This window comes from Chryseobacterium cucumeris (assembly GCF_016775705.1).
Classification (GTDB): Bacteria; Bacteroidota; Bacteroidia; order Flavobacteriales; family Weeksellaceae; genus Chryseobacterium; species Chryseobacterium cupriresistens.
Window position 1 is genome coordinate 3,523,158 of record NZ_CP068760.1, and the last position, 25,743, is coordinate 3,548,900.

The window sequence follows — 25,743 nt, forward strand, 5'->3', positions numbered from 1 at the left end:
GACATCTAATGTCTAATAACAAAAGAATTTTCGTAGAAAAAAGAGGAATTTTCGATGTTGAAAGTCCAAAAATTTTTGATGAAGTAAAAGCGGTTGTCCCGGCAGTTCAAAGTGTGAAAGTATACAATGTATATGATATTTTCAATCTGAACGACGGAGAATTTGAAAAAGTGGTAAACAACACTTTCGTAGACCCTGTTACTGATATTTTACATACAGAAAACCCTGCAAAGGCTATTCATTTCGGAATGGAATTTTTGCCGGGACAGTATGATCAGAGAGCAGACTCTGCGCAGCAGTGTATCGCTTTGCTGACTGAAAATGAAAAATCAAAAGTAAGAAGTGGAAAATTAATCGAATTTGAAGGAGTTTCTGAAGCGGATTTGGTTAAAATCAAAGACCTTCTGATCAACAAGGTAGAATCTCAGGAAAAGGACTTATCTATTCTGGATATTCCTGCAGAGGAAATCCCATCAAAAGTAATCATCCACGAAAACTTCATCAATTTCAATGATGCAGAACTTGAAAGTTTCTATAACAACCATGGTTTTGCATTAGGATTGGATGACTTGAAATTTATTCAGGAATATTTCAAAACTGAAGAGAGAAATCCTACGGAAACAGAATTAAAAGTATTAGACACCTATTGGAGCGACCACTGTCGTCACACGACATTCGAAACAGAATTGTCAGATATTCAGTTTGAAGGTCAGTTCAAACGCACATTGGAAACTATTTTCAATGATTATATCGAGAAAAGAAAATTCTTAGGCCGTGAGCTGAAGCCAATTTCCTTAATGGACCTTGCAACAGTATGCGGTAAATATTTCCATAAAACAGGGAATCTTGATAACCTTGTTATTTCTGATGAGATCAATGCATGTACTATTCAGATCGAAGCAGAATATGACGGTAAAAAAGAACCTTGGTATTTATTATTCAAAAACGAAACGCACAATCACCCTACGGAAATTGAACCTTTCGGTGGAGCATCTACTTGTTTGGGAGGGGCAATCAGAGATCCATTATCCGGAAGATCTTTCGTTTTCCAGGCGATGAGATTAACGGGAGCTGCAGATGTTTTGGAATCTGTAGATAAGACATTACCAGGAAAATTACCTCAGAAAACGATTACAAAGCAGGCTGCCAACGGATATTCTTCTTACGGTAACCAGATTGGTCTTGCTACCACAATGGTTTCTGAAATCTATGACGAAGGCTATAAAGCTAAAAGAATGGAAGTTGGTTTCGTAACCGGAGCCGTTCCTGTAGATTGGGTAAGACGTGAGAAACCTGCTAACGGTGATTCAATCATCATTTTAGGAGGTGCAACAGGTCGTGACGGAGTAGGAGGAGCAAGCGGAAGTTCAAAAGAGCAGGACGAAACTTCTATCCACACCATGAGTTCGGAAGTTCAGAAAGGAAATGCTGTAGAAGAGCGTAAAATCCAGAGATTATTCAGAAATCCTGAGGTAACGAAGCTGATCAAAAAATCAAACGACTTCGGAGCTGGAGGAGTTTCTGTGGCAATCGGTGAAATTGCAGACTCTTTAGAAGTAAACCTTGATGTATTACCATTAAAATATGAAGGATTAAACGGTACCGAACTGGCTATTTCCGAATCTCAGGAAAGAATGGCGGTAGTTGTGGATCCTCAGGATAAAGAAAAATTCATCAGATTCTGTGAAGCTGAAAACATTGTTGCCGTAGAAGTAGCAAAAGTGACAGATTCAGGAAGAATGCAGATGTTCTGGAAAGGAGACAAAATTGTAGACCTTTCAAGAGCTTTCTTAGATACCAACGGATGTTCAAAGTCTCAGGAAGTGAAAATCACTCACCTTGAAGAAGTAAAAGAAGAAACAAAAGCTTTCACAGCAGAAAACTTCCTGAACATCTTAAAAGATAAAAATGTAGCTTCTCAGAAAGGATTGCTTGAAATGTTCGACTCTTCAATCGGGGCAACAACAGTAGCTATGCCTTTAGGAGGGAAATATCAGCAGACCCTTATGGAAGGAAGTGTGCAGACACTACCGATCTTAGGAGCAAAAGATATTAAAACCGTTTCTCTGGCAAGCTGGGGATTCGATGCTGAAATCTCAAAACAAAATTCACTGTTAGGAGCATCTTATGCTGTCGTAGAGAGTGTGGCGAAGATTGTGGCGATGGGAGGTGATTATAAAAACATCAGATTAAGCTTCCAGGAATACTTCGAAAAATTAGGGCAAAATCCTGAAAAATGGGGTAAACCTTTGGCTTCACTTTTAGGAGCTTACGATGCACAGATCAATTTAGGTCTTGCAGCGATCGGAGGAAAAGATTCCATGAGCGGAACGTATCAGGATCTGAATGTTCCGCCAACCCTGATTTCTTTTGCATGTGCTAACGGAGACAAAGAAAATATCATTTCTCCTGAATTGAAAAGTGCAGGAAACAAACTGTATTTCTTCAATCATATTGCTCAGGAAAGCGGACTTCCAAACTATAATGCTTTAAAAGAAGCTTTTGAATTCATTTTCGAAAACATCAAAGCAGGAAAAATTGTTTCTGTAAAAACAGTGAAAGAAGGAGGTTTGGCTGTAGCTTTAGCAAAAATGAGCTTCGGAAACAGATTAGGTGTTGAAATCAATGCTGATGAAGCTGTTTTATTGGCTAAAAATATCGGTAGCCTGATCATTGAAGCTAAAGAAGAATTAAGCTCAGCTGCTCTTCAGTTGATCGGAGAAGTAAAAGATTCAGGGATTTTAAAGATTAATAATCTCGAAACCCGAATCACGAACCTCGAAGCCGCATATACCAATACATTTGAGAATCTCTTCCCAACACTAGAAAAAGAAAAGATCACGGTTGAAATTGATGAAAAATCAAACTCAATCCATCCAAGAAATATCATCATTAAAAAACATGGAATTGCACAGCCGAAAGTATTTGCTCCTGTATTCCCGGGAACTAACTGTGAGTATGACACACTGAATGCATTCCAGAAAGAAGGTGCCGTAGTTAGCAGCTTGCCTTTAATCAATATCAATCACCAGTTATTGGATGAAAGCATTGATGCCTGGGTAGAAGAGATCAGAACTTCTCAGATTCTGGCCTTCTCAGGAGGTTTCTCTGCGGGTGATGAACCGGATGGTTCTGCAAAATTCATTGTCAACGTTCTGAAAAACGAAAAAATGAAAAATGCAGTACACGAATTATTAGACAGAGACGGGATGATTATCGGGATCTGTAACGGATTCCAGGCATTGGTGAAATCAGGATTGTTACCTTACGGAAGAATCAAAGATCTGGATGAAAACTCTCCAACGTTAGCTCATAATGCCATCAGAAGACACATCTCTCAGATGGTTACAGTACAAGTAGTGAATGACGAAAGCCCTTGGTTAAAAGGAATGAAAGGACAAACTTTCACAATTCCGATTTCCCACGGAGAAGGACGTTTCATGGCTTCAGAAGAAGAGATTAAGAAATTGTATGAAAACGGGCAGATTGCTACTCAATATATTGATCTTGATGGAAACATTGCTCACGGAATGCCATTCAATCCTAATAACTCTTTATTCGGAATCGAAGGAATCACTAGTCCATGTGGAAAAATCTACGGAAGAATGGGGCACCCGGAACGTTTTGCAGAAGGTCTCATGAAGAATATACCAACCGCGAATTATCACAATATATTCAAAAACGGTGTTGAATACTTCAAATAACAATACAAGAAAAATGATCGTCATCCATGGCGGTCATTTTTCGTCTTTAGGAGGTTTCTACGAAGAAGCTTCCAACGTTCTCATGAAGGATACAGACTGGAAAGTAGGAACACTAGATGGCTTTGATGATATTCTCTACGGAGGTTTCGGAGTGATTGAAGGCAAAGAAAAAATTGAAATCATCTGGAAAGAAGCAGAAAAGTCAAAAGAAGACTTAGGCTTTAAGGCTACCCGTGAATTCTACGAAAACAAAATCCGACAGGGAAAACCCTTCAATATAAAATTAATTCAGCGAAAATTAGATGAATTGACTGAAGGGAAAGGCCAGACGCTTTTTGAAATTCTGGTGGAAATTATAGAATCACATACGAATATTACGCTGACATTAGAATGATGTAATGAGTAATAAGTAATTTTGTTATATCAGCTTCATCCAATCAACTTGTTGATTCATTCTTTGCTTCCTTGGATAAACATACTCACAATAAAACCTTTGCGTCAAAAATTTAACCATTAAGAATAATAAAGATTGTAAGAAAAGTTAAGATTCATCGCCGATGAATAGGGAATTCTGCTTCATAATAGCTTTAGCTGTTGCCTTAATAATTCTTTATTCCTTCAAAAATCTTAATGGTTCAACTAAGTTTATTCAACCAGGGTACAAATTGGTCTATAGCTAAGTGAAACGCCCTTGCGAACGAAAACATAAAAGTTAAACCATGAGCGTCTTTTGCGTTAAAAATCACATAAAATTGAGGAGAATTATTTCCCTTAAACGATTTTTTCTTAATACTTTTACTTCAACAAAACAGGAAACAATAAAGTTCAATGAAGAAAATTATTTACGGGCTGTTCTTCGGTGACAGCATTACCTATGGAGAATATGACGGCGTTTTTGGCGGCTGGGTAGATATTCTGAAAAGATATGCCCTGCAGAAATTTCATGAAGGAAACGGAGATGAACTGATCCTGTTCAATCTCGGAATAGGAGGAGAAACCACAGAAGGATTGCTCAAAAGAATTCCTCATGAACTGGCTGCAAGAAATTCTGCTGATGGAAATATCGTTTTTCTAAGCTATGGAGCCAATGATCTTGCAGTAAAAGATGGAGTACAGATTGTAGATCCTGACAAATTTAAAACCAATATCAAAGAAGCTGTCGCACATGCCGGGCAGTTTTCCAATACCATTTATCTTGTAAGCATTCTCCCTTTCTCTCAAAAAATAGATGGAGTAGTAGTCAGCTCCGGGAAGAAAAGAATCAACGAGGATGTGGTTGTTTACAATCAAATTTTGAAAAATATTGTAGCAGAAGACTCATTGGGATATATAGATTTTTATTCTGCTTTCCTGGATGATAAAGAAATTCTGCTTTCTGCAGACGGTGTGCATCCTAATGAAAAAGGCTATGGAATGATGGCCGAAATCGCAATTCCAATCATTGAAAAGTATCTGTAATGCCTAATTTATTTTCTTATGGAACCCTGCAGAAAGAGCAGGTACAGCTTGAAACTTTTGGAAGAATTTTACAAGGTGAAAAAGATATCTTATCAGGCTATAAATTAAGTATGCTTGAAATTACAGATCCTGAAGTACTTCGGAAAAGCGGTCAGAAATACCATCCTGTACTTGAATTTTCAGGAAACAATGAGGATGAGATAGAAGGAGTACTTTTTGACGTGACAGATGAAGAAATCCTCCAGGCAGATGAATACGAAGTGGATGATTACAAAAGAATCAAAACCGTTTTTAAATCTGGAAAAGAAGGGTTTATCTATGTCGGAAAATAGTCATTGCAAGCAACGCGAAGCAATCTCACTATCTCCTATGAAATTCCAACAGTCTCTTTGTCATTCCGGGCAAAGCAAGAAATCTAAGCTTGAGTGTTCTCTCGCAGATTTCGCTAATATGACCAATTTAATATTCAATAGAAGTGGGCTTTAGCCCACTTATCCTATAAAAATAAATTCACTGGCTTCAGCCCAAACTTAAAAAAACTGCTGACATACCCTTGTCACAACCTGTTTTTATCTTTGTGCTAACAAAAAATCAATAAATGAATAACGTAAAAATAGAACCTTTTAAGGTGATCGGGATCTCTGTAAGAACAACCAATGAAAATGGACAGGCAGGAAAAGATATTCCGGTATTATGGGAGAAAATGATCAGCGAGAATATTGTCAATTCAATTCCAAATAAAATAGACAATACCATTTATTCCATCTATACAGATTACGAAAAAGACCATACAAAACCTTATACAACGGTTCTTGGATGTAAAGTCGAAAACCTTGATAACATCCCGGAAGGAATGGTTGGCTATTCTTTTGATGGTGGAGACTATCTGAAATTTGTCCCAAAAGGAGACCTTTCAAAAGGGTTGGTTATCAACGAATGGTTAAAAATCTGGGAAATGGGTTTGAACAGAACATTTACCGCCGATTTTGAAGTGTATGGAGAAAAAGCACAAAATCCTTCAGATGCCGAAGTAGATATTTTCATCGCTGTAAAATAACAAAAAGTGAAAAAACTTGCCTTCACAACCTTTGAACTGAAGACGTGATATTCCCCTCCTTCGGAGGGGTGTCAAAAATTCAAAGAATTTTTGACGGGGTGGTTAAACAATATTTGTCAACAATTCCCCAATTTTAACTAAAAACATATTTCCCATACACCAAGACTCCGACAATCACCGCTGCAATAGCTGTCAGCAATACAGCTCCGGCAGCAATGTCCTTAATAAAGCCAATTCTTTTGTCGAAATCAGGTTGAATGATATCACAGATCTTTTCAATAGCGGTATTAAAAATTTCAGCACTTAAAACAGCGAATGAGGCAATAAGAACCAAAGCGGTGTCTGTGTTGCTCAGGTTGAAATAAAAAATAAGGAAGAGATTGACAAAGAATACCAGAAGTTCAATCTGGAAATTTCTTTCTGTTTTAATCATCATAAAAACACCCCGGAAAGCATTGAGAAAACTTTTATGGATGGGAGGTTTTTGCATAAATTTAAACTTTTGAGACAAAGATAGTCTTTGTATTTTGATAAAATAGAGTTCCCCGAAGAAATATATGCATAATGTCAAGGCTCAAAACAAATTAAGGATCTTTGTTAAAAACTCCTCCATATTATTCTTTTCTTTGTTGTATGTATTTATTATATTTGTAGAAACTTATTTTATAAATCTATGAAATTTATTATTTCAAGTGGTGAACTGCAGAAGGCTTTGCAAACTGTAAGTGGCGTAATATCAAGCTCTCAATCGAGACCGATTTTAGAAAACTATCTTTTTGAATTAGACGGAAATAATGTTACCATTACAGCATCTGACGGCGAGACAACTCTTGTTACTTCCCTGGAAGTAAAGTCTGATGATACAGGTAAATTTGCTGTTCCTGCTAAAATTTTTCAGGATTTTATCAAGACATATGGTGAACAGCCTCTGACATTTGTTGTAAAAGACAATGCCGAAGGTACCGGAAGCCAGCTTGAGATTTTAGATGAAAAAGATAATTTCGCAGTAGCATTAGACAATGCTGATGACTATCCTGAATTACCGGAATTTGACGCTTCCCAAAGTGTAACAATGCCGGCAGGAGTTTTGTCTGAAGCTTTGACAAACACACTATTCGCTACAAGTAACGACTCTCTTCGTCCGGTAATGACAGGAGTGCTTTTCCAGTTTGGAGAAAATGAAACCAATTTCGTTTCTACAGACTCCCACAGATTGGTGGTGTACAAAAGAGCAGACCTGATGAATGCCGAACCGATGGAGTTTATCATGCCTAAAAAGCCTCTTAACATTTTCAAAAATATCCTGGCAAGTTCCAATGAAGACGTTACCATTGACTTCAATGAGAATATGGCTAAATTTACTTTTGGTAAGCATATCTGGATCTGTAGACTGATTGACGGAAAATATCCGAACTATACTGCGGTAATTCCAAAAGAAAATCCAAATGTATTGACCATCAATAGAAACCTGTTGCTGGGAGCAATCAAAAGAGCGTCTATCATGTCCAACAAATCTACCAATCAGGTGAGATTCAAGCTTTCCGGAAATATTCTTCACCTTCATGCAGAAGATACTGAATATGCAAATAAAGCTGACATGCAGATTCCTTGCGACTACAACGGAGAAGATATCAATATCGGATTCAGTTCAAAATTCTTAACAGAAATGCTTACGATTTTAGGATCTGATGATATTACCATGAAAATGTCCCAGCCTAACAGACCAGGAATCATTGAACCTCTTGATGGTCTTGAAGAAAATGAAAATATCTTAATGTTATCAATGCCGGTAATCGGATTGTAATATTGATTTAGTATACAAATAAAAAGCCGGAATTTTCCGGCTTTTTTTGTAGGGTCTAATCGACTTAGGAATCAGGAGCGTTAAGAAAATTTAAATGTAATCCGCCAAAAAAATTCCATTGTCTGAGCATGGGATATACTATTGAACCGAAGAAGAACCAGATGATCCATGCGAGTTTGGAAATTTTAGGAGTACATTCAAATTTTTAGCGGATGATTCCCGTCTTGAACTTTTGTATACTTTTGCTTCAAGGCAAAAGTATAATAAGAGAAAGGCGTATTCAAAAGAATATTAAATCAATAGTGTTATTTGTGAATCATTAGCGTCATTAGTGTTTAAATCAACTCATCATGGAAATAAAAATACAGTCTTCCCAAACCTCAGATTTTTCCGCAGAGTTCACAACTGAAAATTACAGCGTGTTTCTATGGAAAGGTTCCGGTGTTTTCTCAGTAGATGGTATTAATTATTCTTACAGCGGATACAATATTCTCTTTCTTTCTCCTTATCAAAAGGTGAAACTGGTTTCGGAATCTGATGAAAATATCCACGTGCTTTTCTTTCACGGAGATTATTACTGTATAGAATATCATAAAAAAGAAGTGGCTTGTAACGGACTTCTTTTCAATAATATTTATCTGAATCCGAGTGTTGAGCTTTCGGAAGAGAGTTATCATTATATTCTTGAGCTTTTTAATCATATTAAAAAAGAAGAACGTGAAAAGCATCCGTTTTCGGAATCCATTATCAAAACCTATATCCAGCTCATTCTTGCCATTGGAAGCAAACAGAAAAGCAGTATTGAAAACAGCATAATTTCTAATGAAAAGCTTTCTAATAAAAATGCTGCAGAATTTCAGAAACTTCTGGAAACGTATTTTAAAACAGAAAAAGAACTGTCATTTTACAGCGATAAACTGAACATTACCAATAGTACATTAAGCAAGGCAGTAAAGAAAGAATTCTCCAAAACACCCAATCAGCTTATCAATGAGAGAATTATTCTGGAAGCCAAAAAATTGTTGCATTTAACTTACAGATCTGTAAAGGAGATTGCTTCTGAACTGGGATTTGAAGATGAATTTTATTTCAGCAGGTATTTCAAAAAGTCAGTAGGCTGCTCTCCTAAAAATTACAGAGAAAAAGTGGGGATCTCCGTGGTGGCGAAAATGTCCATGTAATGTCCCGAAATGTCTATGTTGGCGCTCTGTGCATGTGAATACCTTTGGTGAAAAATAAATCACATGAAAAACAGCAGACTTTATCACCAATTATTACAATGGGATACGTACTTTTTCAATTTTCTTAGAATCTCAATTTTCATCGTTATGGCTTGGATTGGAGGCTTGAAAGCCTTTCATTATGAAGCTGATGGAATTGTTCCTTTCGTTGCCAACAGCCCTTTGATGAGTTTTTTCTACAAAAATGCAGACCATAAAGTTATTCAGGAAGATAAAAAACGGGTTGCAGAATACACTTTGTATAAAAATCCTGAAGGAAAAGTGGTTCAGAAAAATATTAACTGGCATCAGGAAAACGGAACATATGCCTTTTCCTACGGTTTAGGGACAATGATCGTTGTAATAGGAGTTATGGTATTACTGGGGATTTGGTTTCCTAAAATTGGAACAATTGGAGGTGCTTTAACATTTTTAATGTCATTGGTTACCCTGTCATTTCTGGTCACCACTCCTGAAGTATATGTACCGAATCTGGGGGGAGATTATGCAACTCCCCAGTATGGTTTTCCCTATCTGTCAGGAGCAGGACGTCTCGTATTGAAGGATATTATCATGATGGCCGGAGGGTTGGTATTATTTTCTGATAGCCTGAAGAAGCTGGTGAGACAATTGGACCAATAGTTTCATGAATCAGCAGCACAAAGATTAACGAAAATTTATTATCTTAAAATCGCTTCTAAATTTCTCTATTTCTCAAAAAAACACGACATTTGTAGCTCGAAAAATTATCCATGAAAATGGTGGGATTTCAAATAAAAGTTTCAAAATAGAGCAGATGAAACCATAGGACACATCTGACGAATTAAATAAGTAGATAGATTAACAAATGAAAATATCAAACAACTGGCTGAAGGACTTTGTAAAAACGGAATCAAAAACTGAAAGAATCGGTGAATTCCTTACAGATATAGGTCTTGAGGTTGAAGGGATAGATAAATTTGAAAGTGTAAGAGGCAGCCTGGAAGGAATTGTTGTAGGTAAAGTACTTACCTGCGAAAAACATCCTAATGCTGACAAACTGAAGAAGACAACAGTAGAGGTAGGAAACGGAAAAGTGTTGAACATTGTTTGCGGAGCTCCGAATGTTGAAGCAGGACAGACTGTTCCTGTAGCCGTTGTTGGAACAAAAATCTATGACAAGACCGGAAACTTTTTTGAAATTAAAGAAGCAAAAATCAGAGGAGAGGTTTCTCAGGGAATGATCTGTGCAGAAGACGAACTAGGCCTTAGCGAAGATCATGGAGGAATTATGGTGCTGGATGAAACAAAATATGAAGTAGGGAAAAACTTTGCAGACTATTTTGAGTTGACCAATGATGAGGTTTTTGAAATCGGTTTAACACCGAACAGAACAGATGCCATGTCTCACTATGGTGTTGCAAGAGATTTACACGCTTATCTTTCTACGAACCAATTGAAGTCACAATTTAATAAAGTAGCTTCTGAAGTTTTGAATAGCGAAGGAACTCATGATTTCAAACTGGAAATTGAAGATGCAGAATTGTGTCCAAGATATATCGGCGCTGTGATTGAAGATGTAAAAGTTGCAGAATCACCATCCTGGTTGAAAGACAGACTGAGAGCGATCGGACTAAGCCCGATTAATAACGTTGTAGATATTACCAACTATATTCTTCACGGATACGGACAGCCGCTTCACGCATTTGATGCAGATAAAATTGCAGATAAAAAAGTGAAAGTAGGTGTAGTAAAACCGGGAACAAAATTTACAACTTTAGATGGTGTTGAAAGAACATTGAATGGTTCTGAAATCATGATCAAAGACGGTAAAGATAAACCGATGTGTATTGCCGGAGTATTCGGAGGTGAGAATTCAGGAGTATCTGAAACTACAAAAACAATATTCCTTGAAAGTGCTTACTTCAACCCGATTGCAGTGAGAAAAGGAGCAAAAGCGCATAGCTTGAATACAGATGCTTCTTTCAGATTTGAGAGAGGAGTAGACCCGAATCTTACCAGAACAGCCATCACTCACGCTATTAAAATGATTCAGGAAATTGCTGAAGGTAAATTGGTAGGTGACTTATTGGAAGAATATCCTAAGAAAATAGAGGACAATTACGTGATCCTTAGATTCTCTAAAATTGAGCAGATTTTAGGAACAAAAATCCACAGAGAAAAAGTAAAGGAAATCTTAAAAGCATTGGAAATTCAGGTTTTAAATGAAATTCCAAACGGTTTCGAAATCTCAGTTCCTGCATACAGAGCAGATGTAACAAGAGAAATTGACGTGATTGAAGAGATTTTAAGAATCTACGGATACAATAAAATTGATGCTCCACAGAAGATTTCATTTACTCCTGTTAAGCTAAGTGCTAACGATCAGGATGAACTGGAAAACAGCTGGGCAAGAACTTTACAAGGCCTTGGTTTCAATGAAGTAATGAACAACTCTTTAACTTCTGTAAAAGATGAAACAGATGCTGTAAAACTATTGAATCCTTTAAGCGGAGATTTAGCATTCATGAGAAAGTCTTTATTGGAAGGACTTCTTCAGAATACAGTATACAATATCAACAGAAAAAATCAGGATATCAAATTCTTCGAATTAGGAAAAATTTATCACAAAAAAGATAAATACGAAGAAAGAAAACAACTGGCATTACTGGTTTCCGGAAGAGACGTTGCAGAAAACTGGCTTCAGCCAAAATCTGCGGTAAGCTTCTATAACCTTAAAGCGTATGTAAAAGTTTTATTGGAAAGATTGGCTGTAGATTACAAAGAAGTAGCTCTAACTGATGACAGATTCTCTGATGCATTGGTATATGAAGCGGATGGTAAAGCATTGGTAAGAATCGGAAAAGTAGCGCCTGCCTTATTGAAAGACTTTGATATTGATCAGGAATGTTTCTATGCAGAAATTGAACTGGAATTTGCTCAGGAGTTACGTTCTAAAAATGAATTGAAATTCAAAGATATTCCGAAGTTTAACAAAATCAGAAGAGACTTAGCTTTATTGATTGATAAAACAGTTAACTATCAGGATTTATACCAGACGGCTAAGAAGAACAAATCTCCATTCATTAAAAACATTAATCTGTTCGATGTGTATGAAGGTAAAAATCTTCCTGAAGGTAAGAAGTCTTATGCAATGAGCTTCGAACTGTTAAACGAAGAAAAAACACTGGAAGAAAAAGAGATTACAGAGGTAATGGATTCTCTGATCAAAGCTTTCCAGAAAGAATTCAACGCTGAGTTGAGATCTTAATCATTGAAAATATATATTTCAACATAATAGAAACGGACTTGTTTAAGTCCGTTTTTTTGTTTTATTGCGTTGTTGTTAGGCTTGGGCTAAAGCCAAATGAATTTTTGTGGATAGAAAAACGGGCTAAAGCCCGTTCCTATTGAATTGCATTAGTGATATTAGTGAAAATATTAATGTTATTCGTGTTTAAAATGGAAATTTTGTATAAAAACAATCTATCCACAGTCTTTATCACTCCGTAAGAGTCTCAATATATTTTATAAACCAATTATGGTATAGATTCCTTGCTTTGCTCGGAATGACAAGGGTATAGTATTAAAATTTTATAGGAGATAAAATCTTTGCGCCTTAAACTCTTTGCATATTAACAAATTTGCGTCTTTGCGTTTTCCAACTTATGACCGCATAATAAGATCTTTTGCTCGGAAAAATATTCAAAATATCAAATGTTAAAGAATAATAAAATTTACGGCAGCCCGTTTAAATAATATAATTTCCGTAAATTTGGGTTAATTCAAAAAGAAAAAAATGAAAAATCTTTTTTTAAGTATATGTACAGCTGCAGTATTGGCTTCATGTGGATCTATGACAAGCCCGTCTGCATCTAAAGTAGGAAAAGCTCAGCCTGCTCTTGCCAGCACAAAATGGACATTGGCTGAAACGGTAAAAGGTAAAGTTCCGACATTGAATATTGAAGGAGAAAAGATCACCGGAAATGCGGGATGTAACAACTATTTCGGAACGGCTACCATAGATCCGTCTACAGGAAGTTTTACAGCCGGACAGATGGGATCTACAAAAATGATGTGCAGCAACATCGGGGTAGAACAGAACTTTATGGATATGATGGGGAAAGCTAACAAATATGTGGTTTCCGGAAATACTTTAGAATTGTACAAAGACAATCTTTTGCTATTAAAATTCACTAAATCAGAATAAAAAAACAAAAGGAACTCAATTGAGTTCCTTTTTTATGTTTAGAGTGTTATTAATCTTCCTCTTCTTCGTCGTACTTAGCCAACTCTTCATCGCACCATTTGAATGCTGCTTCTACTACTTTAGTAGCCTCGTCTGCCATCGTTTCTTCATCATCACCTTCAAGATCATCTAACCACTCAACTTCTTCTTCCTCAACGTTTAAGATAAATCTTGGATATTCTGTATGAACCACGAATAGATCCTCTGGAAATTCCGAATTATCTGCTAATAAAAACTTTGGTAATTTCATTTTTTTAATGTTTTAACTTTCTCAAAGATAATTAAAATTATTGATTTAAGATGACTTCAAAAACATTTTTGAAACTTTTTCAGCTTTTTTGCTTTCAGAATAATCGTAGAACCCTTCTCCTGATTTTACACCCAGTTTTCCGGCTGTCACCATATTCACAAGCAGTGGGTTCGGAGCGTACTTAGGATTTTTGAAACCGTCATACATAACGTTCAGAATAGCAAGGCATACATCAAGACCAATAAAGTCTGCCAGCTGAAGCGGACCCATTGGATGAGCCATTCCCAGTTTCATTACCGTATCAATTTCTTCTACACCAGCCACTCCGTTGTAAAGAGTCTCGATAGATTCATTGATCATTGGCATTAGAATTCTGTTCGCCACAAAACCAGGGTAGTCATTCACTTCTACTGGAACTTTACCCAAAGTTTTACTCATTTCATAAATGGCATCAAAAGTCTCCTTGGAAGTTGAATATCCCTTGATGATTTCTACCAGTTTCATAATAGGAACCGGGTTCATAAAGTGCATACCGATTACTTTATCAGCTCTTTTGGTAGCCGCAGCAATTTTTGTGATAGAAATAGAAGAAGTATTGGTTGCAAGGATACAATTGGCAGGAGCCAGCTCATCCATCTGGCCGAAGATCTTCAGTTTAAGATCAAGATTTTCAGTAGCAGCCTCTACAATAAGATCAGCAGATCCTGCAGCCTCATTCAATGCTGTAAAAGTAGTGATGTTACCTAATGTTTCAGCTTTTTGCTCCTCTGTAAGGTTTCCTTTTGCAATGATTCTGTCAAGATTGGTAGTAATGGTTTTTAAACCTCTGTCCAAAGCTTCCTGGGATACATCTACAAGATTTACTTTAAAACCGCTTTGTGCGAAAGTATGTGCAATACCATTTCCCATGGTTCCCGCTCCGATAACTACAATGTTTTTGATCATTTTTCCTTTATTTTTTATAGATAGTTAAATTTTTTGCGTCTGTAAGGTCAGATTGTGTGACAACAGCTGTTGAATCAAAGGTAACATTTCCTACACTCTGGCTTTTTTTACTGTTATTCTGATTGGAAACAGTAGCCGTTAAACCTCTTATCAATCGTTTTTTCTGATTCTTTGTAAGAAAATCGGTGCCAACATACAATGTATATTCGCCTTCTCTTCCCATCCCTTTTTGGATCAGGACTTCCAGGCTTTTGATCTGGCTTTTGTTCTTAAATTCTTTCAGAAAGCTCATCACAGGCTTATCAGAGGCAGGGCCACAGCATACACTTCCGTAGCTGATCTCTAAATAATTCTGATTCTTCTGAGCGTAAAAGAATGTGAAAGCAAACAGAGCCGTTGTTAGTATTATTTTTTTCATGTTAAATCGCTTTAAAAATAAGCTTAAAATTTTACTTATTAAAATATTCCCAAACCTCTCTGGAAATATCTGAAATCATCCTGCAGTTGACTGCATCCGTTTCCGTTGAATTACTGACAAATACGGCTAATGCATAATGTTTTCCATTCGGTAAAGTAATGATTCCTATTTCATTTTCCGCACCTGTCAAACCTGCTTTATTTTTCCCGGAAGCTCCCGTTTTTCTTGCCACGGGAGTGTTTTTGGGAAGTTGTTCCACCATTTTATTCAATCCTGTGGAAGTAGACCATAGTACTTTCATCAGATAATCTGTAGATTTTTTGGAAAGTATTTTCCCGTCATAGAATTTTTTAAGGATATCGACTGCTGATTTTGTAGTACTGTAATTTTCATATTGAACATTCCAGTCTTTATGCATGTCTTCTTCATTATATTTGATCTGAAAACCTTGTACCCCTTTGGAATCCATGAATTTCTGAACAGTCTGGGTACCTCCCAATAACCTGAGAAGAATATCACAGCCGTTGTTATCACTTTTGGCAACCGTATATTCAATCACTTCACTTAACGGAACTTCAACATCTTTTCCTGCATATTGATCACGAAGCGGCGACCACGTATTCTCTAGTAAATTTGACTGATCCAGTTTAATTTTCTGATCCAGAGAAAGCTTTCCCTGGTCTATGGCATTCAGAACCGCTGCGGCAATGTGAAACTTGAATACACTTTGCATTGGCAGCTTTTTGTCTGCGTTTTTATTGTATGTAAAACCATTTTCAAAACCTAGGACAGAAACGCCCACAGTAGCTTTTTTGTTCTTAAGGATTGAGTTTATTTTCTGTTCTAATAAAGAAGTCTGGGCAAAGGTAAATGCTGAAATCAAAAGGAAAAAGAATGCTGTTTTTTTCATAATATGATCATTAAAAAAGCCCTCTTCTGAAGACCGGAAGAGAGCTGCAATTTAAGACAATTATTACTATTTTAATTCAAAATAATTCAGATTTACTCCATCATTTTCAAAGACGATTCTGATCTTGTTTTCCCCTTTCTGAAGGCTGATGTTTTTTGCAGTAACCGTTTTCCAGTTTTCATTTCCACCCGTAGATGACAATGATACTGTAGCTAAAACTTTTCCGGAAGCCGTTTCAATTCTTATTTTAGCATCGTTGGCAGCAGAATATCTGATGTCCAGAGTATAATTTGCATCTCCTTTTGATCGAAGCGTATACTGAAGCCATTCTCCGGTTTCTGTTTTTCCTACATAATACTGATTGGTAACTTTATCATTACATTTATAAATATCCACCCCGTCATTTCTCATCTGCTGTCCGGAGTTCCACTCCGATCTTTTTGCCGGATCACTTACCCAGAGATTGATAAAATCCTTATCCAGATAGGCAGCACCCATTCTTCCCAAATCATATTCTGAAGCAAATATTCTTCCCGGAGCCTGGTGATTTCTGAAAGGTTTTGTAGAAGCATCTGTAATCTGTCTGAACATCGCATCAATCACATCCCTTTTAATTTCCGTGTTGTTCAGCTTATAATTGTCGGCAATCTGTAATAGAGCTTTTCTTGCATACTCTTTAGAAGGCTTTTCACCTCCGTTTTTCCAGTAATCCAACAGCTTTTCATATTCAGGAGTGATTTTTACATTGGTAATTCCCGCGATATTATCAATCTTTTTCATCGGCCAGAAGGCGTATCCTATATTATGCTTGCCTAAAAGCTGAATCAACTCAGTAAACCATACATTAGAGTTTTCTCCCGTTTCTCCAAGCCATATCGGCATATTGTGTTTCTCTCTGAGATCCAGCGCGAATTGAATGGTTTGATCATCATTGTAATTCCAGTATTTATGAAAGCTGAAAGCCATATTGTTATCCCAGATTGCTGGTAATCCGTTATAATTATTTCCCCAGCCGTTTCCTTCAATAAAAATAATATGTTTTTTATCAACTTCTCTAATAGCTGCAGTGATGTCTTTCTGAAGTTTCCAGAGCGGAGCATTGGATATTTCATCTGTACCATTCGGGTTTTTACCTGTGAAGTTGATGTTAGGTTCATTAATCAGATCATAGCCTCCAATCCATGGATTATCTTTATACCGCTCAGCTAGTTTTTTCCAAAGCGCAATCGTTTTTCTCTGGTTTTCTTCATTAGCCCAAAGTGAAGGCTTGGATTTGTCATTATCAGAGATGTTCGCATCATTTCCCTGACCTCCCGGAGCTGCATGCAGATCCAGAATAAGGTATATTTTATTATCGGTGCACCATTGAAGAAGATCATCAGTCATTTTAAAACCTTCCTCCAGCCATGTATCTTTTCCTTTTGCAGGTTCTTTTTCAATAGGAAGGGTGTAAAGGTTGTAATGCATCGGCAACCTTATCGAATTGAATCCTGCTTTGGCTAAAAAGTCGATATCTTGCTTTGTGATTCCATTTTTCAGGTAAGCTTTGTAGAACTCATTCATTCCGTCTTCACCAATCAGTTCAGCAATTTTCTCCTTAATCTTATACTGTGGGCCGGCGAAATCAGCAGTTTTCAGCATATATCCTTCCTGTAGCATCCAACCGCCGAGCCCAAGGCCTTTCAATTGAATATTTTCACCTTTATCATTAACGATTTTTTGTCCTGAAGTCTTCAGTAATTGTGATGTCCCAAATTGAGACAATAAAAGTGCGGATAATAGAATGGCTCTTTTCATAGTAGTTTCAATGATTTAAATAATAGGAATTTTTTAGAAATTAGTCATAATGAATGGTGGCATCATAGTAAGAATCTACATTCAGACCATTTATTCTGCCAGGAATCCATTGCGTGTGTAAAACAAAATCTTTCAATTGTTTATTGAATTGTTTTTCAAATATATTGTTTTTTTTGTTTTGAAATTCACTTTTTACTGATAAATCCTTAATTTTTCCGTTTTTAGTAATAATAAAAGAAGCTGAAGTGTAGGAATAAAACTTTTCCTTTTTTGATTTATATCCTTGGGGAGTAGGAAATTTTTTTAGATAATCAGTTTGTAGTTTTTCAAACTGATTGTCTGCGGTAGAGTTAGGATAGCGCGAAATATCATCACATTCTTCATATGAAAATATTTCATCGGGATGATTTTTTATAAACAGTTGCTTTGCGGTAAAGCGCAATGAGTCTATAAATTTCTTTCCGAATCTTTTTAAAATAAGTCTGTTCATCTCGATTTCCCGGCAGTTTTCATACTGATCATTCGGAAACCTTACACAAGATATGGGAATTTGCTGTGTTTTTATATGATTCTGATTCAGAAGCTCTATAAATTCCTTTTCACCCAGATAATCATAGCCTAAGCCAGAGAAATTGGTCCAGGTATAATTTTTATAATTGAAATCATTTTGTGCCTGCTTTTTTTGATCATCACAATCTATCTCGTAACCATTTTTTTTCTGATGACAAGATAGCATTGTGATTGCTGCCAAAAATAGTGCAGACTTTATTTTCATGTTAACTGATCAGTTTCATAATCTCTAAAGCCACTTTCAATGCTTCAGTTCCATCTTCAAGAGAAACTTCTACATTTTTGTCGCCAGTAATCGCATCAGCGAAAGAATTTAATTCGTCCAGAATAGCATTGTTAGGCTGGATATTTGGATATTCAAACAGAATCTGGTTCTTTTCTCCCTCTGCATTTTCAATGATCATATCAAATGGAGTAGGGTTTTCAGGAGCATCTTTCATTCTGATCACTTCAGCCTTTTTCTCAAGGAAGTCAACGGAAATATAAGCATCTTTCTGGAAGAATCTGCTCTTTCTCATCGCCTTCATAGAAATTCTGGAAGTCGTAAGGTTGGCCACACATCCGTTCTCGAACTCTATTCTTGCGTTGGCAATATCCGGAGTTTTGCTGACTACACAAACACCACTTGCGTGGATATTTTTCACTTTGGATTTCGCAATGCTTAATAAGATATCAAGATCGTGAATCATAAGATCCAATACCACAGAAACATCTGTACCACGGGGATTAAATTCAGCCAGTCTGTGGATTTCAATAAACATCGGAGTACTGATGTATTCCTTGGTAGCAATAAAAGCCGGGTTGTATCGCTCAACGTGTCCTACCTGTGCTTTGATTCCTTTTTCCTGGCACAAACGAAGAATTTCTTCTGCCTGCTCAAGAGTCTGGGTTACCGGTTTTTCAATAAAGAAATGAAGGCCTTTTTCAATGGCTTTTAAGGCATAATCATAATGATAAACAGTTGGAGTGACAATATCAAGCATGTCAATCTGCTCAAGCAATTCATCAAAATTTTCAAAATATTTATATCCGAATTCGGCTTCTAATTTCTTTCCGTTTTCAATATCTTTATCATGGAAACCTACAAATTCATATCTATCTGACTGATTAAGAAGTTTTAAATGTATTTTTCCCAAGTGTCCGGCACCTACCAAACCTGCTTTTAACATAGCTGTATTAAATTTTTGTAAAGATAGTGAATGTACATTTATAAAATACATGACTTTTCACTTGGTGATAGTCAGGAATGAAAGTCTTCATTCATTAAAGAAATTATACTAAATTCACGGTTAGAAAAATAGCTATGAAAAGAATAATTTCGATTGTAATCATCTCTGGATTATGCACTGCCGGATGTATAGGAGATAGCCCATATGACCCGCAGGCCAAATGTGGTACTCCTACAAATCTGATATTTGAGAAAACAAATAATCGACTTTCCTGGAGCTTTATCAGTATGGGAGAAGGCTATTATGAAGTACAGTATGGGAACAGGGTTTCTCTTTAGGAAAGGGAATCACAGTGGTCACCAATAAGAACTTCTATAATCTCCCTCTATATAAAGATAACAAATATGATCTTTATGTAAGAAAAAACTGCGGAATTGACAACGGCCGGAGCAACTGGGCAGGACCTGTCACCGTATTGGCCGGCACTACTACCACCTGCGTAAAACCAGAATATGCAACCTATTCGAAAACAACCTCTTCTGCGAATTCTTCTATTTTTGATGCTACAGTATCCTGGGAAAATGATGGAGTTTCTGCATATGAAACTGTTCTGACAACTAGTTTTGCTCCTCCTGCAAGTGGAGATTTGGTGTTTGCAGGCCAAAAAGCTGTTTATGTAGGATTAAGTAAAACAGTGAATTATAACTTTTTTGTGAGAAAAAGATGTGCTGATAATACCTTCAGTGATTTTTATGGTCCTTATCCGATACAATGGAATTAAAAATAAAAACACAGCAGTCAAAATAATGGCTGCTCTATTTTTGGGATATTCTTTGTTCCGATTTGAAATCTAATTTCTAATTTCTTACTTTTGTCAAATGCAGGATTCGTTTGTACATAAAGGAAAAAGAAAGATTTTAGTAGACTACCTTCGAAACAGAATTGGTATTTCGGATGAAAATGTACTTTCGGCAATGAATGAAGTTCCAAGACACCTTTTTATCGAAAGTATTTTTGAAGATTTTGCCTATGAAGACAGGGCATTTCCTATTCTCGCCCATCAGACCATTTCCCATCCGTCCACGGTAGCGGAACAGTCTGAATTGCTGAAGGTAAAACCAGGTGAAAAAGTTTTGGAGATCGGAACAGGATGTGGATACCAGACCGCAGTTTTAATGGCGATGAAAGCTCATGTCTATACGGTGGAAAGGCAGAAAGACCTTTTTGATTTTTCCAAAAAGAAACTCAGAGAACTTCATCTGTTTCCAAAATTTCAGAGTTTTGGAGATGGTTTTGCCGGGCTTCCAACTTTTGCTCCTTTTGACAAAATTATCGTAACCTGTGGCGCTTCTACATTACCCACAGAGCTTTTAAAACAACTGAACATCGGAGGAATAATGGTGATCCCATTAGGACCAACGGATGAACAGGTTTTATACAGATTTACCAAAGTAGGCCCTACAGAATTTGAAAAAGAAGAATTCGGAGCTTATAAATTTGTTCCGATGCTTGGAAATACAAATCAATAATGTATTACAGATAAGGAATTAGCAGACATCCTGGTCTCAAATACCTGTTCTTAGCCATAGTTTGTGTTTTTGAAATTCGATAATTAATAAGATTTAATCTTTTTTTAATACATTTTAAATCTGTTTCGGAATAAAAATTGGATTCACATGAGAACCCAATCACTAAAATCTTAATATTATGGACACGAACAGATTCAAGGCGTCACATGATTTTAGTAATCTTCAGAAAAATCTGCATAATAACCCGGGATACAGTATAGAAAGCTATTCCCAGCAGGTGAAAGATTACCTTCATGACATGAAAAGCAGGAATCAGGAAGCTACCAAACAAGGATTTATGGCGCAGGCTCAGAAATCTGCAAAAGAAGTTTGGACAGAAATTCAGGAAATTGCTTCTGAAGCCTGGGAGAAGAACAAAGACCATTCGGATGAAGAGAAATAATTTTTTAATATTAAAGTTCAATAACCTTACTTTTTGCGAGTGAGGTTTTTTATTTAAAATAACCAAACCACAGTATTATGAAAGTTTTTATCAATAAAAGAATTCCAGAAACAGGAATAAAAATGCTGGAAGAAGCAGGCCTGGAGATTGTAATCCCGGAAAAAGAAAACCTTTCTTACGAAGAATGGCTTAATTACTGTAAAAATACAGATACGATGTTAAGTATTGGCACAGACTTTACCTATGATAAGAACTTTTTTGAAGCCTGCCCGAATGTGAAAGCTATTGCTCTTTATTCCGTAGGATTTGATCACGTTGACATTAAAGAAGCTACACAACGACACATTCCGGTGGGAAATACGCCCGATGTTCTGAGCAGGGCTACTTCAGATGTGGCCTTTTTACTCATGCAGTCTGTGGCGAGGCGGGCAAGCTATAATTTCCAAAAAGTAAAAGATGATAACTGGGGAGCATTTGATCCTCTACATGCCCTGGGCCAGGAATTATATGGAAAAACACTGGGAATTTTTGGATTGGGTCGAATCGGGTATGAAATGGCTGAAAAATCAAAAAAAGCTTTTGGTATGAACATCATTTATCACAACCGCCATCAGAATAAGGAAGCAGAAAACGAGCTGGGGGCAGCTTATGTTTCTTTCGAAGAACTGATCAGAAACTCAGATGTATTGAGTGTACACGCTAATTTTACCCCTGAACAGAAAGAATTGTTTAATTATTCGATATTTGAACAAATGAAGCCGGACTCGATTTTCATCAATACAGCCAGAGGAGGTTTTCATAACCAAAAAGATTTGTATCAGGCGCTTGTAGATAAAAAAATCTGGGGAGCAGGCCTGGATGTAACCAATCCGGAACCAATGTCTGCAGATGATCCTATTCTTGGGCTTTCCAGTGTCTGTATACTGCCTCACATTGGTTCTGCTACTGTTGAAGCCCGAAATGGAATGGCCAGACTGGCAGCAGGAAATATCATCGCTTTTTCAAAAAATGAGAAAATGCCCCATTGTGCAAATCCTGACGTTTATTCTGATTATTCAGTATAACTTGGAATTATTTTTGTTTTAAATATGTAAACCCTTAAATACCATTATCATGATACCGGAAGACAATATTAATGAACAGAACAGAAAGCTGGAACAAATGGATTATAATCCCAATGAAGATATTTTCCAGAAAGAAAAACATATTCCGCTTGATGGAGACGGAAATCCTATTCTGGATGAAGATTTTGATGAAGATAAAATCGATAAAGGCCTGGATATTCCGGGAGCCGAAGACGATGATGAAATGGAAGAAATAGGTGCAGAAGATGAAGAAAACAATTACTGGAGTCTCAGCGATAATGAAGATGACCATGAAGAAGAAAACGATGATGTTTTAACCTAAACTTTAACGATACAAAAAACCGCCTTATTGAATTTCAGTAAGGCTTTTTTATATGAAATAACAACTAATATGGGTAAGGGCAATTTCCCTCCCTCGGAGGGGTGGATTCGAAAATTCTTTAAATTTTTGAAGACGGGGTGGTTCCATAATGCAGCACAATAAAATCCTCCAACTCCTTCATCACCAGACTCAGATTATTCCTCACATCAAAATCACTAATCCTGAAAACCAACAACCCCAAAGATTCAAGATATTCTTCTCCTGTTCCATCATAAACCTGTTTTTCGTCATGGCTTGAGCCATCTATTTCAATGATAAGACCTAATGTTTTGACATAAAAATCAACGATATAATTTCCGATAATCCTTTGTCTGTCAAAATCAATGGTGTAGAATTTTTTTGCACGGACTTTTTTCCAGAAGATCACTTCTCCCAAAATCCGGGCTTTACGTTTTTCTTTTGATAATGCTTTTAAATAGGGATTGTAGGGCAGGTTTTCAACGAAATTCCTGCGGATAGGAATTCCGTTGATGACGGTAAGAATTTCTTTCATTGTTGTGTTTTTGACCACCCCGTCTTCCAAAGTTGTTAACTTTGAAATCCACCCCTCCAAAGGAGGGGAATTGAGGTGTGTTTATTCAAATATAGTATTTAATATCAAATGATAGTCGATTTACAGTTTTCATAATTTTGCTTAAACCTTAAACCTTAAACCTTAAACCTTAAACCTTAAACCTTAAACCTTAAACCATTCTTCCCTTCGCCTCTTGCCTATATTTGCTATTTTGAATATCTTTAAAACTTCAAACATTGTTTAAAAACATAGACCTTTAAATAGCAATATGACATTTCAAGAACAGATACAGCAGGGGATTCCTAATCAGCTGCCACAACCAAAACCATACGAGACCAATATCAACCATGCTCCGAAGCGTAAAGAAATTTTAGGAGAAGAAGAGAAAAAACTGGCATTGAAGAATGCTTTACGTTATTTCGAACCTCAGTTTCATGCAGAACTGATTCCTGAATTCAAGCAGGAACTGGAAGATTACGGAAGAATTTATATGTATCGTTTCCGTCCGGATTATGAAATGAAGGCAAGGCCTATCACAGATTATCCCGGAAAATCAGAGCAGGCAAAAGCCATTATGCTGATGATTCAGAATAACCTGGATTATGCAGTAGCGCAGCATCCACACGAACTGATTACGTATGGTGGAAACGGAGCGGTTTTCTCCAACTGGGCGCAGTATCTGCTGACCATGAAATATTTGTCTGAAATGAGTAATGAACAGACCTTGGTAATGTATTCAGGACATCCGATGGGATTGTTCCCTTCTCATAAAGATGCACCAAGAGTTGTGGTAACGAATGGTATGATGATCCCGAACTATTCCAAACCGGATGACTGGGAGAAATTCAATGCATTAGGTGTTACTCAGTATGGGCAAATGACGGCAGGAAGTTATATGTATATCGGTCCTCAGGGGATTGTTCATGGAACGACGATTACTGTGTTAAATGCTTTCAGAAAAATCAAGAAAGAACCGAAAGGAGGACTTTTCGTTACTTCAGGATTAGGAGGAATGAGTGGAGCTCAGCCCAAAGCAGGGAACATTGCAGGCTGTGTTACTGTATGTGCAGAAGTGAATCCGAAGATCACGAAAATCCGTCACGATCAGAAATGGGTGAATGAGATTCATGAAGATCTTGATGCATTGGTAAAAAGAGTAAGAGAAGCACAGGCTAACAAAGAAACAGTGTCTTTGGCTTATCTTGGAAATATTGTAGAGGTTTGGGAGAAATTTGATCAGGAAGATTTAAGAATCGATATCGGATCAGATCAGACTTCCCTTCACAATCCATGGGCGGGTGGTTATTATCCTGTAGGACAAAGTTTTGAAGAATCTAATACCATGATGGCTGAAAACCCTGAGTTATTCAAAGAAAAAGTTCAGGAAACGTTGAGAAGACATGCTGCAGCCATCAATAAACATACCGCAAAGGGAACGTATTTCTTCGATTACGGAAATGCCTTCTTACTGGAAGCTTCCAGAGCCGGAGCTGATGTAATGGCAGAAAATCCGACATTAGGAAGAGAATTCAAATATCCGAGTTATGTACAGGATATCATGGGACCTATGTGTTTTGATTATGGTTTTGGGCCGTTCCGTTGGGTATGTTCCAGTGGAAATCCGGAAGATCTTCAGAAGACAGATGATATTGCCTGTGCAGTATTAGAGGAAATGGTTAAGAACTCTCCTGAAGAGATCCAGCAGCAGATGAAAGACAATATCCAATGGATCAAGGGAGCGCAGGAAAATAAACTGGTAGTAGGTTCTCAGGCAAGAATCCTTTATGCAGACGCAGAAGGAAGAATGAAAATTGCTGAAGCCTTCAACAAAGCCATTAAAAATGGGGAAATAGGACCCGTTGTATTGGGTAGAGATCATCATGATGTTTCAGGAACAGATTCTCCTTACAGAGAGACTTCCAATATCTATGACGGATCAAGATTTACAGCGGACATGGCCATTCACAACGTAATTGGGGACAGTTTCCGTGGAGCTACCTGGGTTTCCATTCACAATGGTGGCGGAGTAGGCTGGGGAGAAGTGATCAACGGAGGTTTCGGAATGCTCCTTGACGGAAGTGATGATGCCGACAGAAGATTAAAATCCATGCTTTTCTGGGATGTAAACAACGGAATCTCAAGAAGAAGCTGGGCAAGAAATGAAGGCGCTGTTTTTGCCATTAAAAGAGCGATGGAAGCAGAACCAAACTTAAAAGTAACACTTCCGAACCTTGTAGACGAAAACTTATTGTAATATAAAA

The 25,743-nt window shown here is 37.0% G+C and carries 25 protein-coding genes; 16 read left to right on the forward strand and 9 right to left on the reverse strand.

Annotated elements, in window-relative coordinates; genetic code table 11:
- Positions 1–8 precede the first annotated feature (8 nt).
- From JNG87_RS15735 to JNG87_RS15755, 5 genes are all read left to right on the forward strand, one after another.
- Positions 9–3,704 carry a phosphoribosylformylglycinamidine synthase gene (locus JNG87_RS15735; RefSeq protein WP_202839439.1) on the forward strand — a complete coding sequence of 1,232 codons (3,696 nt, stop codon included), beginning with the start codon at positions 9–11 and terminating at the stop codon, positions 3,702–3,704.
- Complete coding sequence (locus JNG87_RS15740) at positions 3,685–4,098, forward strand: ribonuclease inhibitor (protein WP_202839441.1); 414 nt, start codon at positions 3,685–3,687, stop codon at positions 4,096–4,098. Before JNG87_RS15735 ends, JNG87_RS15740 begins: the two co-directional genes overlap by 20 nt.
- A gap of 434 nt (positions 4,099–4,532) precedes the next feature.
- Entirely contained in the window at positions 4,533–5,162 is a 630-nt protein-coding gene (locus JNG87_RS15745; RefSeq protein WP_202839443.1) for an SGNH/GDSL hydrolase family protein, read from the forward strand.
- Positions 5,162–5,494 (forward strand): gamma-glutamylcyclotransferase family protein, encoded by a 333-nt coding sequence (locus tag JNG87_RS15750; RefSeq protein WP_123277756.1) that lies wholly within the window; start codon positions 5,162–5,164, stop codon positions 5,492–5,494. Before JNG87_RS15745 ends, JNG87_RS15750 begins: the two co-directional genes overlap by 1 nt.
- 266 nt (positions 5,495–5,760) lie before the next feature.
- A complete protein-coding gene (locus JNG87_RS15755; RefSeq protein WP_120231628.1) occupies positions 5,761–6,219 on the forward strand; it encodes a GyrI-like domain-containing protein in 459 nt (152 codons plus the stop codon).
- 133 nt (positions 6,220–6,352) lie between these two features.
- On the opposite strand, the gene JNG87_RS15760 is transcribed toward JNG87_RS15755, so the two are convergent.
- A complete protein-coding gene (locus JNG87_RS15760) occupies positions 6,353–6,709 on the reverse strand; it encodes a diacylglycerol kinase family protein (protein WP_202839444.1) in 357 nt (118 codons plus the stop codon).
- Positions 6,710–6,892: 183 nt separating this feature from the next.
- Between JNG87_RS15760 and dnaN the strand changes: the two genes are divergently transcribed.
- The 5 genes from dnaN to JNG87_RS15785 all read left to right on the forward strand — a co-directional run bounded on the left by dnaN (position 6,893) and on the right by JNG87_RS15785 (position 13,432).
- On the forward strand, positions 6,893–8,023 hold the full coding sequence (gene dnaN / locus JNG87_RS15765) for a DNA polymerase III subunit beta (protein WP_034699704.1): 1,131 nt from the start codon (positions 6,893–6,895) through the stop codon (positions 8,021–8,023).
- A gap of 350 nt (positions 8,024–8,373) precedes the next feature.
- On the forward strand, positions 8,374–9,204 hold the full coding sequence (locus JNG87_RS15770; RefSeq protein ID WP_202839446.1) for an AraC family transcriptional regulator: 831 nt from the start codon (positions 8,374–8,376) through the stop codon (positions 9,202–9,204).
- A 63-nt stretch (positions 9,205–9,267) separates the two neighbouring features.
- Positions 9,268–9,885: a DUF417 family protein gene (locus JNG87_RS15775; RefSeq protein WP_202839448.1), complete on the forward strand. Its 618-nt coding sequence runs from the start codon at positions 9,268–9,270 to the stop codon at positions 9,883–9,885.
- Between the two features lie 205 nt (positions 9,886–10,090).
- Complete coding sequence (gene pheT / locus JNG87_RS15780; protein WP_202839449.1) at positions 10,091–12,493, forward strand: phenylalanine--tRNA ligase subunit beta; 2,403 nt, start codon at positions 10,091–10,093, stop codon at positions 12,491–12,493.
- A gap of 528 nt (positions 12,494–13,021) precedes the next feature.
- Positions 13,022–13,432 (forward strand): META domain-containing protein, encoded by a 411-nt coding sequence (locus JNG87_RS15785; RefSeq protein ID WP_047433591.1) that lies wholly within the window; start codon positions 13,022–13,024, stop codon positions 13,430–13,432.
- Between the two features lie 49 nt (positions 13,433–13,481).
- Here the strand turns inward: JNG87_RS15785 and JNG87_RS15790 are convergent, their stop codons facing one another.
- From JNG87_RS15790 to JNG87_RS15820, 7 genes are all read right to left on the reverse strand, one after another.
- Positions 13,482–13,721 (reverse strand): hypothetical protein, encoded by a 240-nt coding sequence (locus tag JNG87_RS15790; protein WP_002977986.1) that lies wholly within the window; start codon positions 13,719–13,721, stop codon positions 13,482–13,484.
- Positions 13,722–13,766: 45 nt separating this feature from the next.
- Positions 13,767–14,663: a 3-hydroxybutyryl-CoA dehydrogenase gene (locus JNG87_RS15795; protein ID WP_202844343.1), complete on the reverse strand. Its 897-nt coding sequence runs from the start codon at positions 14,661–14,663 to the stop codon at positions 13,767–13,769.
- Between the two features lie 10 nt (positions 14,664–14,673).
- The gene (locus tag JNG87_RS15800; RefSeq protein ID WP_202839451.1) at positions 14,674–15,084 is read right to left on the reverse strand and encodes a hypothetical protein; all 411 of its coding nucleotides are present in this window, start codon (positions 15,082–15,084) and stop codon (positions 14,674–14,676) included.
- Positions 15,085–15,115: 31 nt separating this feature from the next.
- The gene (gene bla-A / locus JNG87_RS15805) at positions 15,116–15,994 is read right to left on the reverse strand and encodes a CGA/CIA family class A beta-lactamase (protein WP_202839453.1); all 879 of its coding nucleotides are present in this window, start codon (positions 15,992–15,994) and stop codon (positions 15,116–15,118) included.
- 66 nt (positions 15,995–16,060) lie between these two features.
- On the reverse strand, positions 16,061–17,791 hold the full coding sequence (locus JNG87_RS15810) for a cellulase family glycosylhydrolase (protein WP_202839455.1): 1,731 nt from the start codon (positions 17,789–17,791) through the stop codon (positions 16,061–16,063).
- A gap of 40 nt (positions 17,792–17,831) precedes the next feature.
- Complete coding sequence (locus tag JNG87_RS15815) at positions 17,832–18,566, reverse strand: hypothetical protein (RefSeq protein ID WP_202839457.1); 735 nt, start codon at positions 18,564–18,566, stop codon at positions 17,832–17,834.
- A 1-nt stretch (position 18,567) separates the two neighbouring features.
- Positions 18,568–19,530, reverse strand: a complete 963-nt coding sequence (locus JNG87_RS15820) for a Gfo/Idh/MocA family protein (RefSeq protein WP_034699728.1) — start codon at positions 19,528–19,530, stop codon at positions 18,568–18,570.
- A 352-nt stretch (positions 19,531–19,882) separates the two neighbouring features.
- Between JNG87_RS15820 and JNG87_RS15825 the strand changes: the two genes are divergently transcribed.
- The 5 genes from JNG87_RS15825 (at position 19,883) to JNG87_RS15845 (ending at position 22,908) form a co-directional block, all read left to right on the forward strand.
- A complete protein-coding gene (locus JNG87_RS15825) occupies positions 19,883–20,311 on the forward strand; it encodes a hypothetical protein (RefSeq protein ID WP_202839459.1) in 429 nt (142 codons plus the stop codon).
- 97 nt (positions 20,312–20,408) lie between these two features.
- A complete protein-coding gene (locus JNG87_RS15830) occupies positions 20,409–21,059 on the forward strand; it encodes a protein-L-isoaspartate(D-aspartate) O-methyltransferase (RefSeq protein WP_110011068.1) in 651 nt (216 codons plus the stop codon).
- Positions 21,060–21,237: 178 nt separating this feature from the next.
- Positions 21,238–21,501, forward strand: a complete 264-nt coding sequence (locus tag JNG87_RS15835) for a prevent-host-death protein (RefSeq protein WP_110011069.1) — start codon at positions 21,238–21,240, stop codon at positions 21,499–21,501.
- Between the two features lie 77 nt (positions 21,502–21,578).
- Positions 21,579–22,565: a 2-hydroxyacid dehydrogenase gene (locus JNG87_RS15840; RefSeq protein ID WP_202839461.1), complete on the forward strand. Its 987-nt coding sequence runs from the start codon at positions 21,579–21,581 to the stop codon at positions 22,563–22,565.
- A 49-nt stretch (positions 22,566–22,614) separates the two neighbouring features.
- On the forward strand, positions 22,615–22,908 hold the full coding sequence (locus JNG87_RS15845; protein WP_114821005.1) for a hypothetical protein: 294 nt from the start codon (positions 22,615–22,617) through the stop codon (positions 22,906–22,908).
- Between the two features lie 118 nt (positions 22,909–23,026).
- On the opposite strand, the gene JNG87_RS15850 is transcribed toward JNG87_RS15845, so the two are convergent.
- Positions 23,027–23,461 carry an endonuclease domain-containing protein gene (locus tag JNG87_RS15850; RefSeq protein WP_202839463.1) on the reverse strand — a complete coding sequence of 145 codons (435 nt, stop codon included), beginning with the start codon at positions 23,459–23,461 and terminating at the stop codon, positions 23,027–23,029.
- Between the two features lie 289 nt (positions 23,462–23,750).
- On the opposite strand from JNG87_RS15850, the gene JNG87_RS15855 reads away from it, so the two are divergent.
- Entirely contained in the window at positions 23,751–25,736 is a 1,986-nt protein-coding gene (locus tag JNG87_RS15855) for a urocanate hydratase (RefSeq protein WP_202839465.1), read from the forward strand.
- Positions 25,737–25,743: the final 7 nt, after the last annotated feature.

What these genes read in the sequence shown, in the direction of transcription:
- bla-A (WP_202839453.1), bottom strand. Translation starts at nt 15,994, where the DNA reads ATGAAAAAAACAGCATTCTTTTTCCTTTTGATTTCAGCATTTACCTTT.
- JNG87_RS15790 (WP_002977986.1), bottom strand. Translation starts at nt 13,721, where the DNA reads ATGAAATTACCAAAGTTTTTATTAGCAGATAATTCGGAATTTCCAGAG.
- dnaN (WP_034699704.1), top strand. Translation starts at nt 6,893, where the DNA reads ATGAAATTTATTATTTCAAGTGGTGAACTGCAGAAGGCTTTGCAAACT.
- JNG87_RS15750 (WP_123277756.1), top strand. Translation starts at nt 5,162, where the DNA reads ATGCCTAATTTATTTTCTTATGGAACCCTGCAGAAAGAGCAGGTACAG.
- JNG87_RS15785 (WP_047433591.1), top strand. Translation starts at nt 13,022, where the DNA reads ATGAAAAATCTTTTTTTAAGTATATGTACAGCTGCAGTATTGGCTTCA.
- JNG87_RS15810 (WP_202839455.1), bottom strand. Translation starts at nt 17,791, where the DNA reads ATGAAAAGAGCCATTCTATTATCCGCACTTTTATTGTCTCAATTTGGG.
- JNG87_RS15815 (WP_202839457.1), bottom strand. Translation starts at nt 18,566, where the DNA reads ATGAAAATAAAGTCTGCACTATTTTTGGCAGCAATCACAATGCTATCT.
- JNG87_RS15775 (WP_202839448.1), top strand. Translation starts at nt 9,268, where the DNA reads ATGAAAAACAGCAGACTTTATCACCAATTATTACAATGGGATACGTAC.
- JNG87_RS15735 (WP_202839439.1), top strand. Translation starts at nt 9, where the DNA reads ATGTCTAATAACAAAAGAATTTTCGTAGAAAAAAGAGGAATTTTCGAT.
- JNG87_RS15800 (WP_202839451.1), bottom strand. Translation starts at nt 15,084, where the DNA reads ATGAAAAAAATAATACTAACAACGGCTCTGTTTGCTTTCACATTCTTT.
- JNG87_RS15840 (WP_202839461.1), top strand. Translation starts at nt 21,579, where the DNA reads ATGAAAGTTTTTATCAATAAAAGAATTCCAGAAACAGGAATAAAAATG.
- JNG87_RS15760 (WP_202839444.1), bottom strand. Translation starts at nt 6,709, where the DNA reads ATGCAAAAACCTCCCATCCATAAAAGTTTTCTCAATGCTTTCCGGGGT.
- JNG87_RS15830 (WP_110011068.1), top strand. Translation starts at nt 20,409, where the DNA reads ATGCAGGATTCGTTTGTACATAAAGGAAAAAGAAAGATTTTAGTAGAC.
- JNG87_RS15845 (WP_114821005.1), top strand. Translation starts at nt 22,615, where the DNA reads ATGATACCGGAAGACAATATTAATGAACAGAACAGAAAGCTGGAACAA.
- JNG87_RS15770 (WP_202839446.1), top strand. Translation starts at nt 8,374, where the DNA reads ATGGAAATAAAAATACAGTCTTCCCAAACCTCAGATTTTTCCGCAGAG.
- JNG87_RS15745 (WP_202839443.1), top strand. Translation starts at nt 4,533, where the DNA reads ATGAAGAAAATTATTTACGGGCTGTTCTTCGGTGACAGCATTACCTAT.
- JNG87_RS15820 (WP_034699728.1), bottom strand. Translation starts at nt 19,530, where the DNA reads ATGTTAAAAGCAGGTTTGGTAGGTGCCGGACACTTGGGAAAAATACAT.
- JNG87_RS15855 (WP_202839465.1), top strand. Translation starts at nt 23,751, where the DNA reads ATGACATTTCAAGAACAGATACAGCAGGGGATTCCTAATCAGCTGCCA.
- JNG87_RS15755 (WP_120231628.1), top strand. Translation starts at nt 5,761, where the DNA reads ATGAATAACGTAAAAATAGAACCTTTTAAGGTGATCGGGATCTCTGTA.
- JNG87_RS15835 (WP_110011069.1), top strand. Translation starts at nt 21,238, where the DNA reads ATGGACACGAACAGATTCAAGGCGTCACATGATTTTAGTAATCTTCAG.
- pheT (WP_202839449.1), top strand. Translation starts at nt 10,091, where the DNA reads ATGAAAATATCAAACAACTGGCTGAAGGACTTTGTAAAAACGGAATCA.
- JNG87_RS15850 (WP_202839463.1), bottom strand. Translation starts at nt 23,461, where the DNA reads ATGAAAGAAATTCTTACCGTCATCAACGGAATTCCTATCCGCAGGAAT.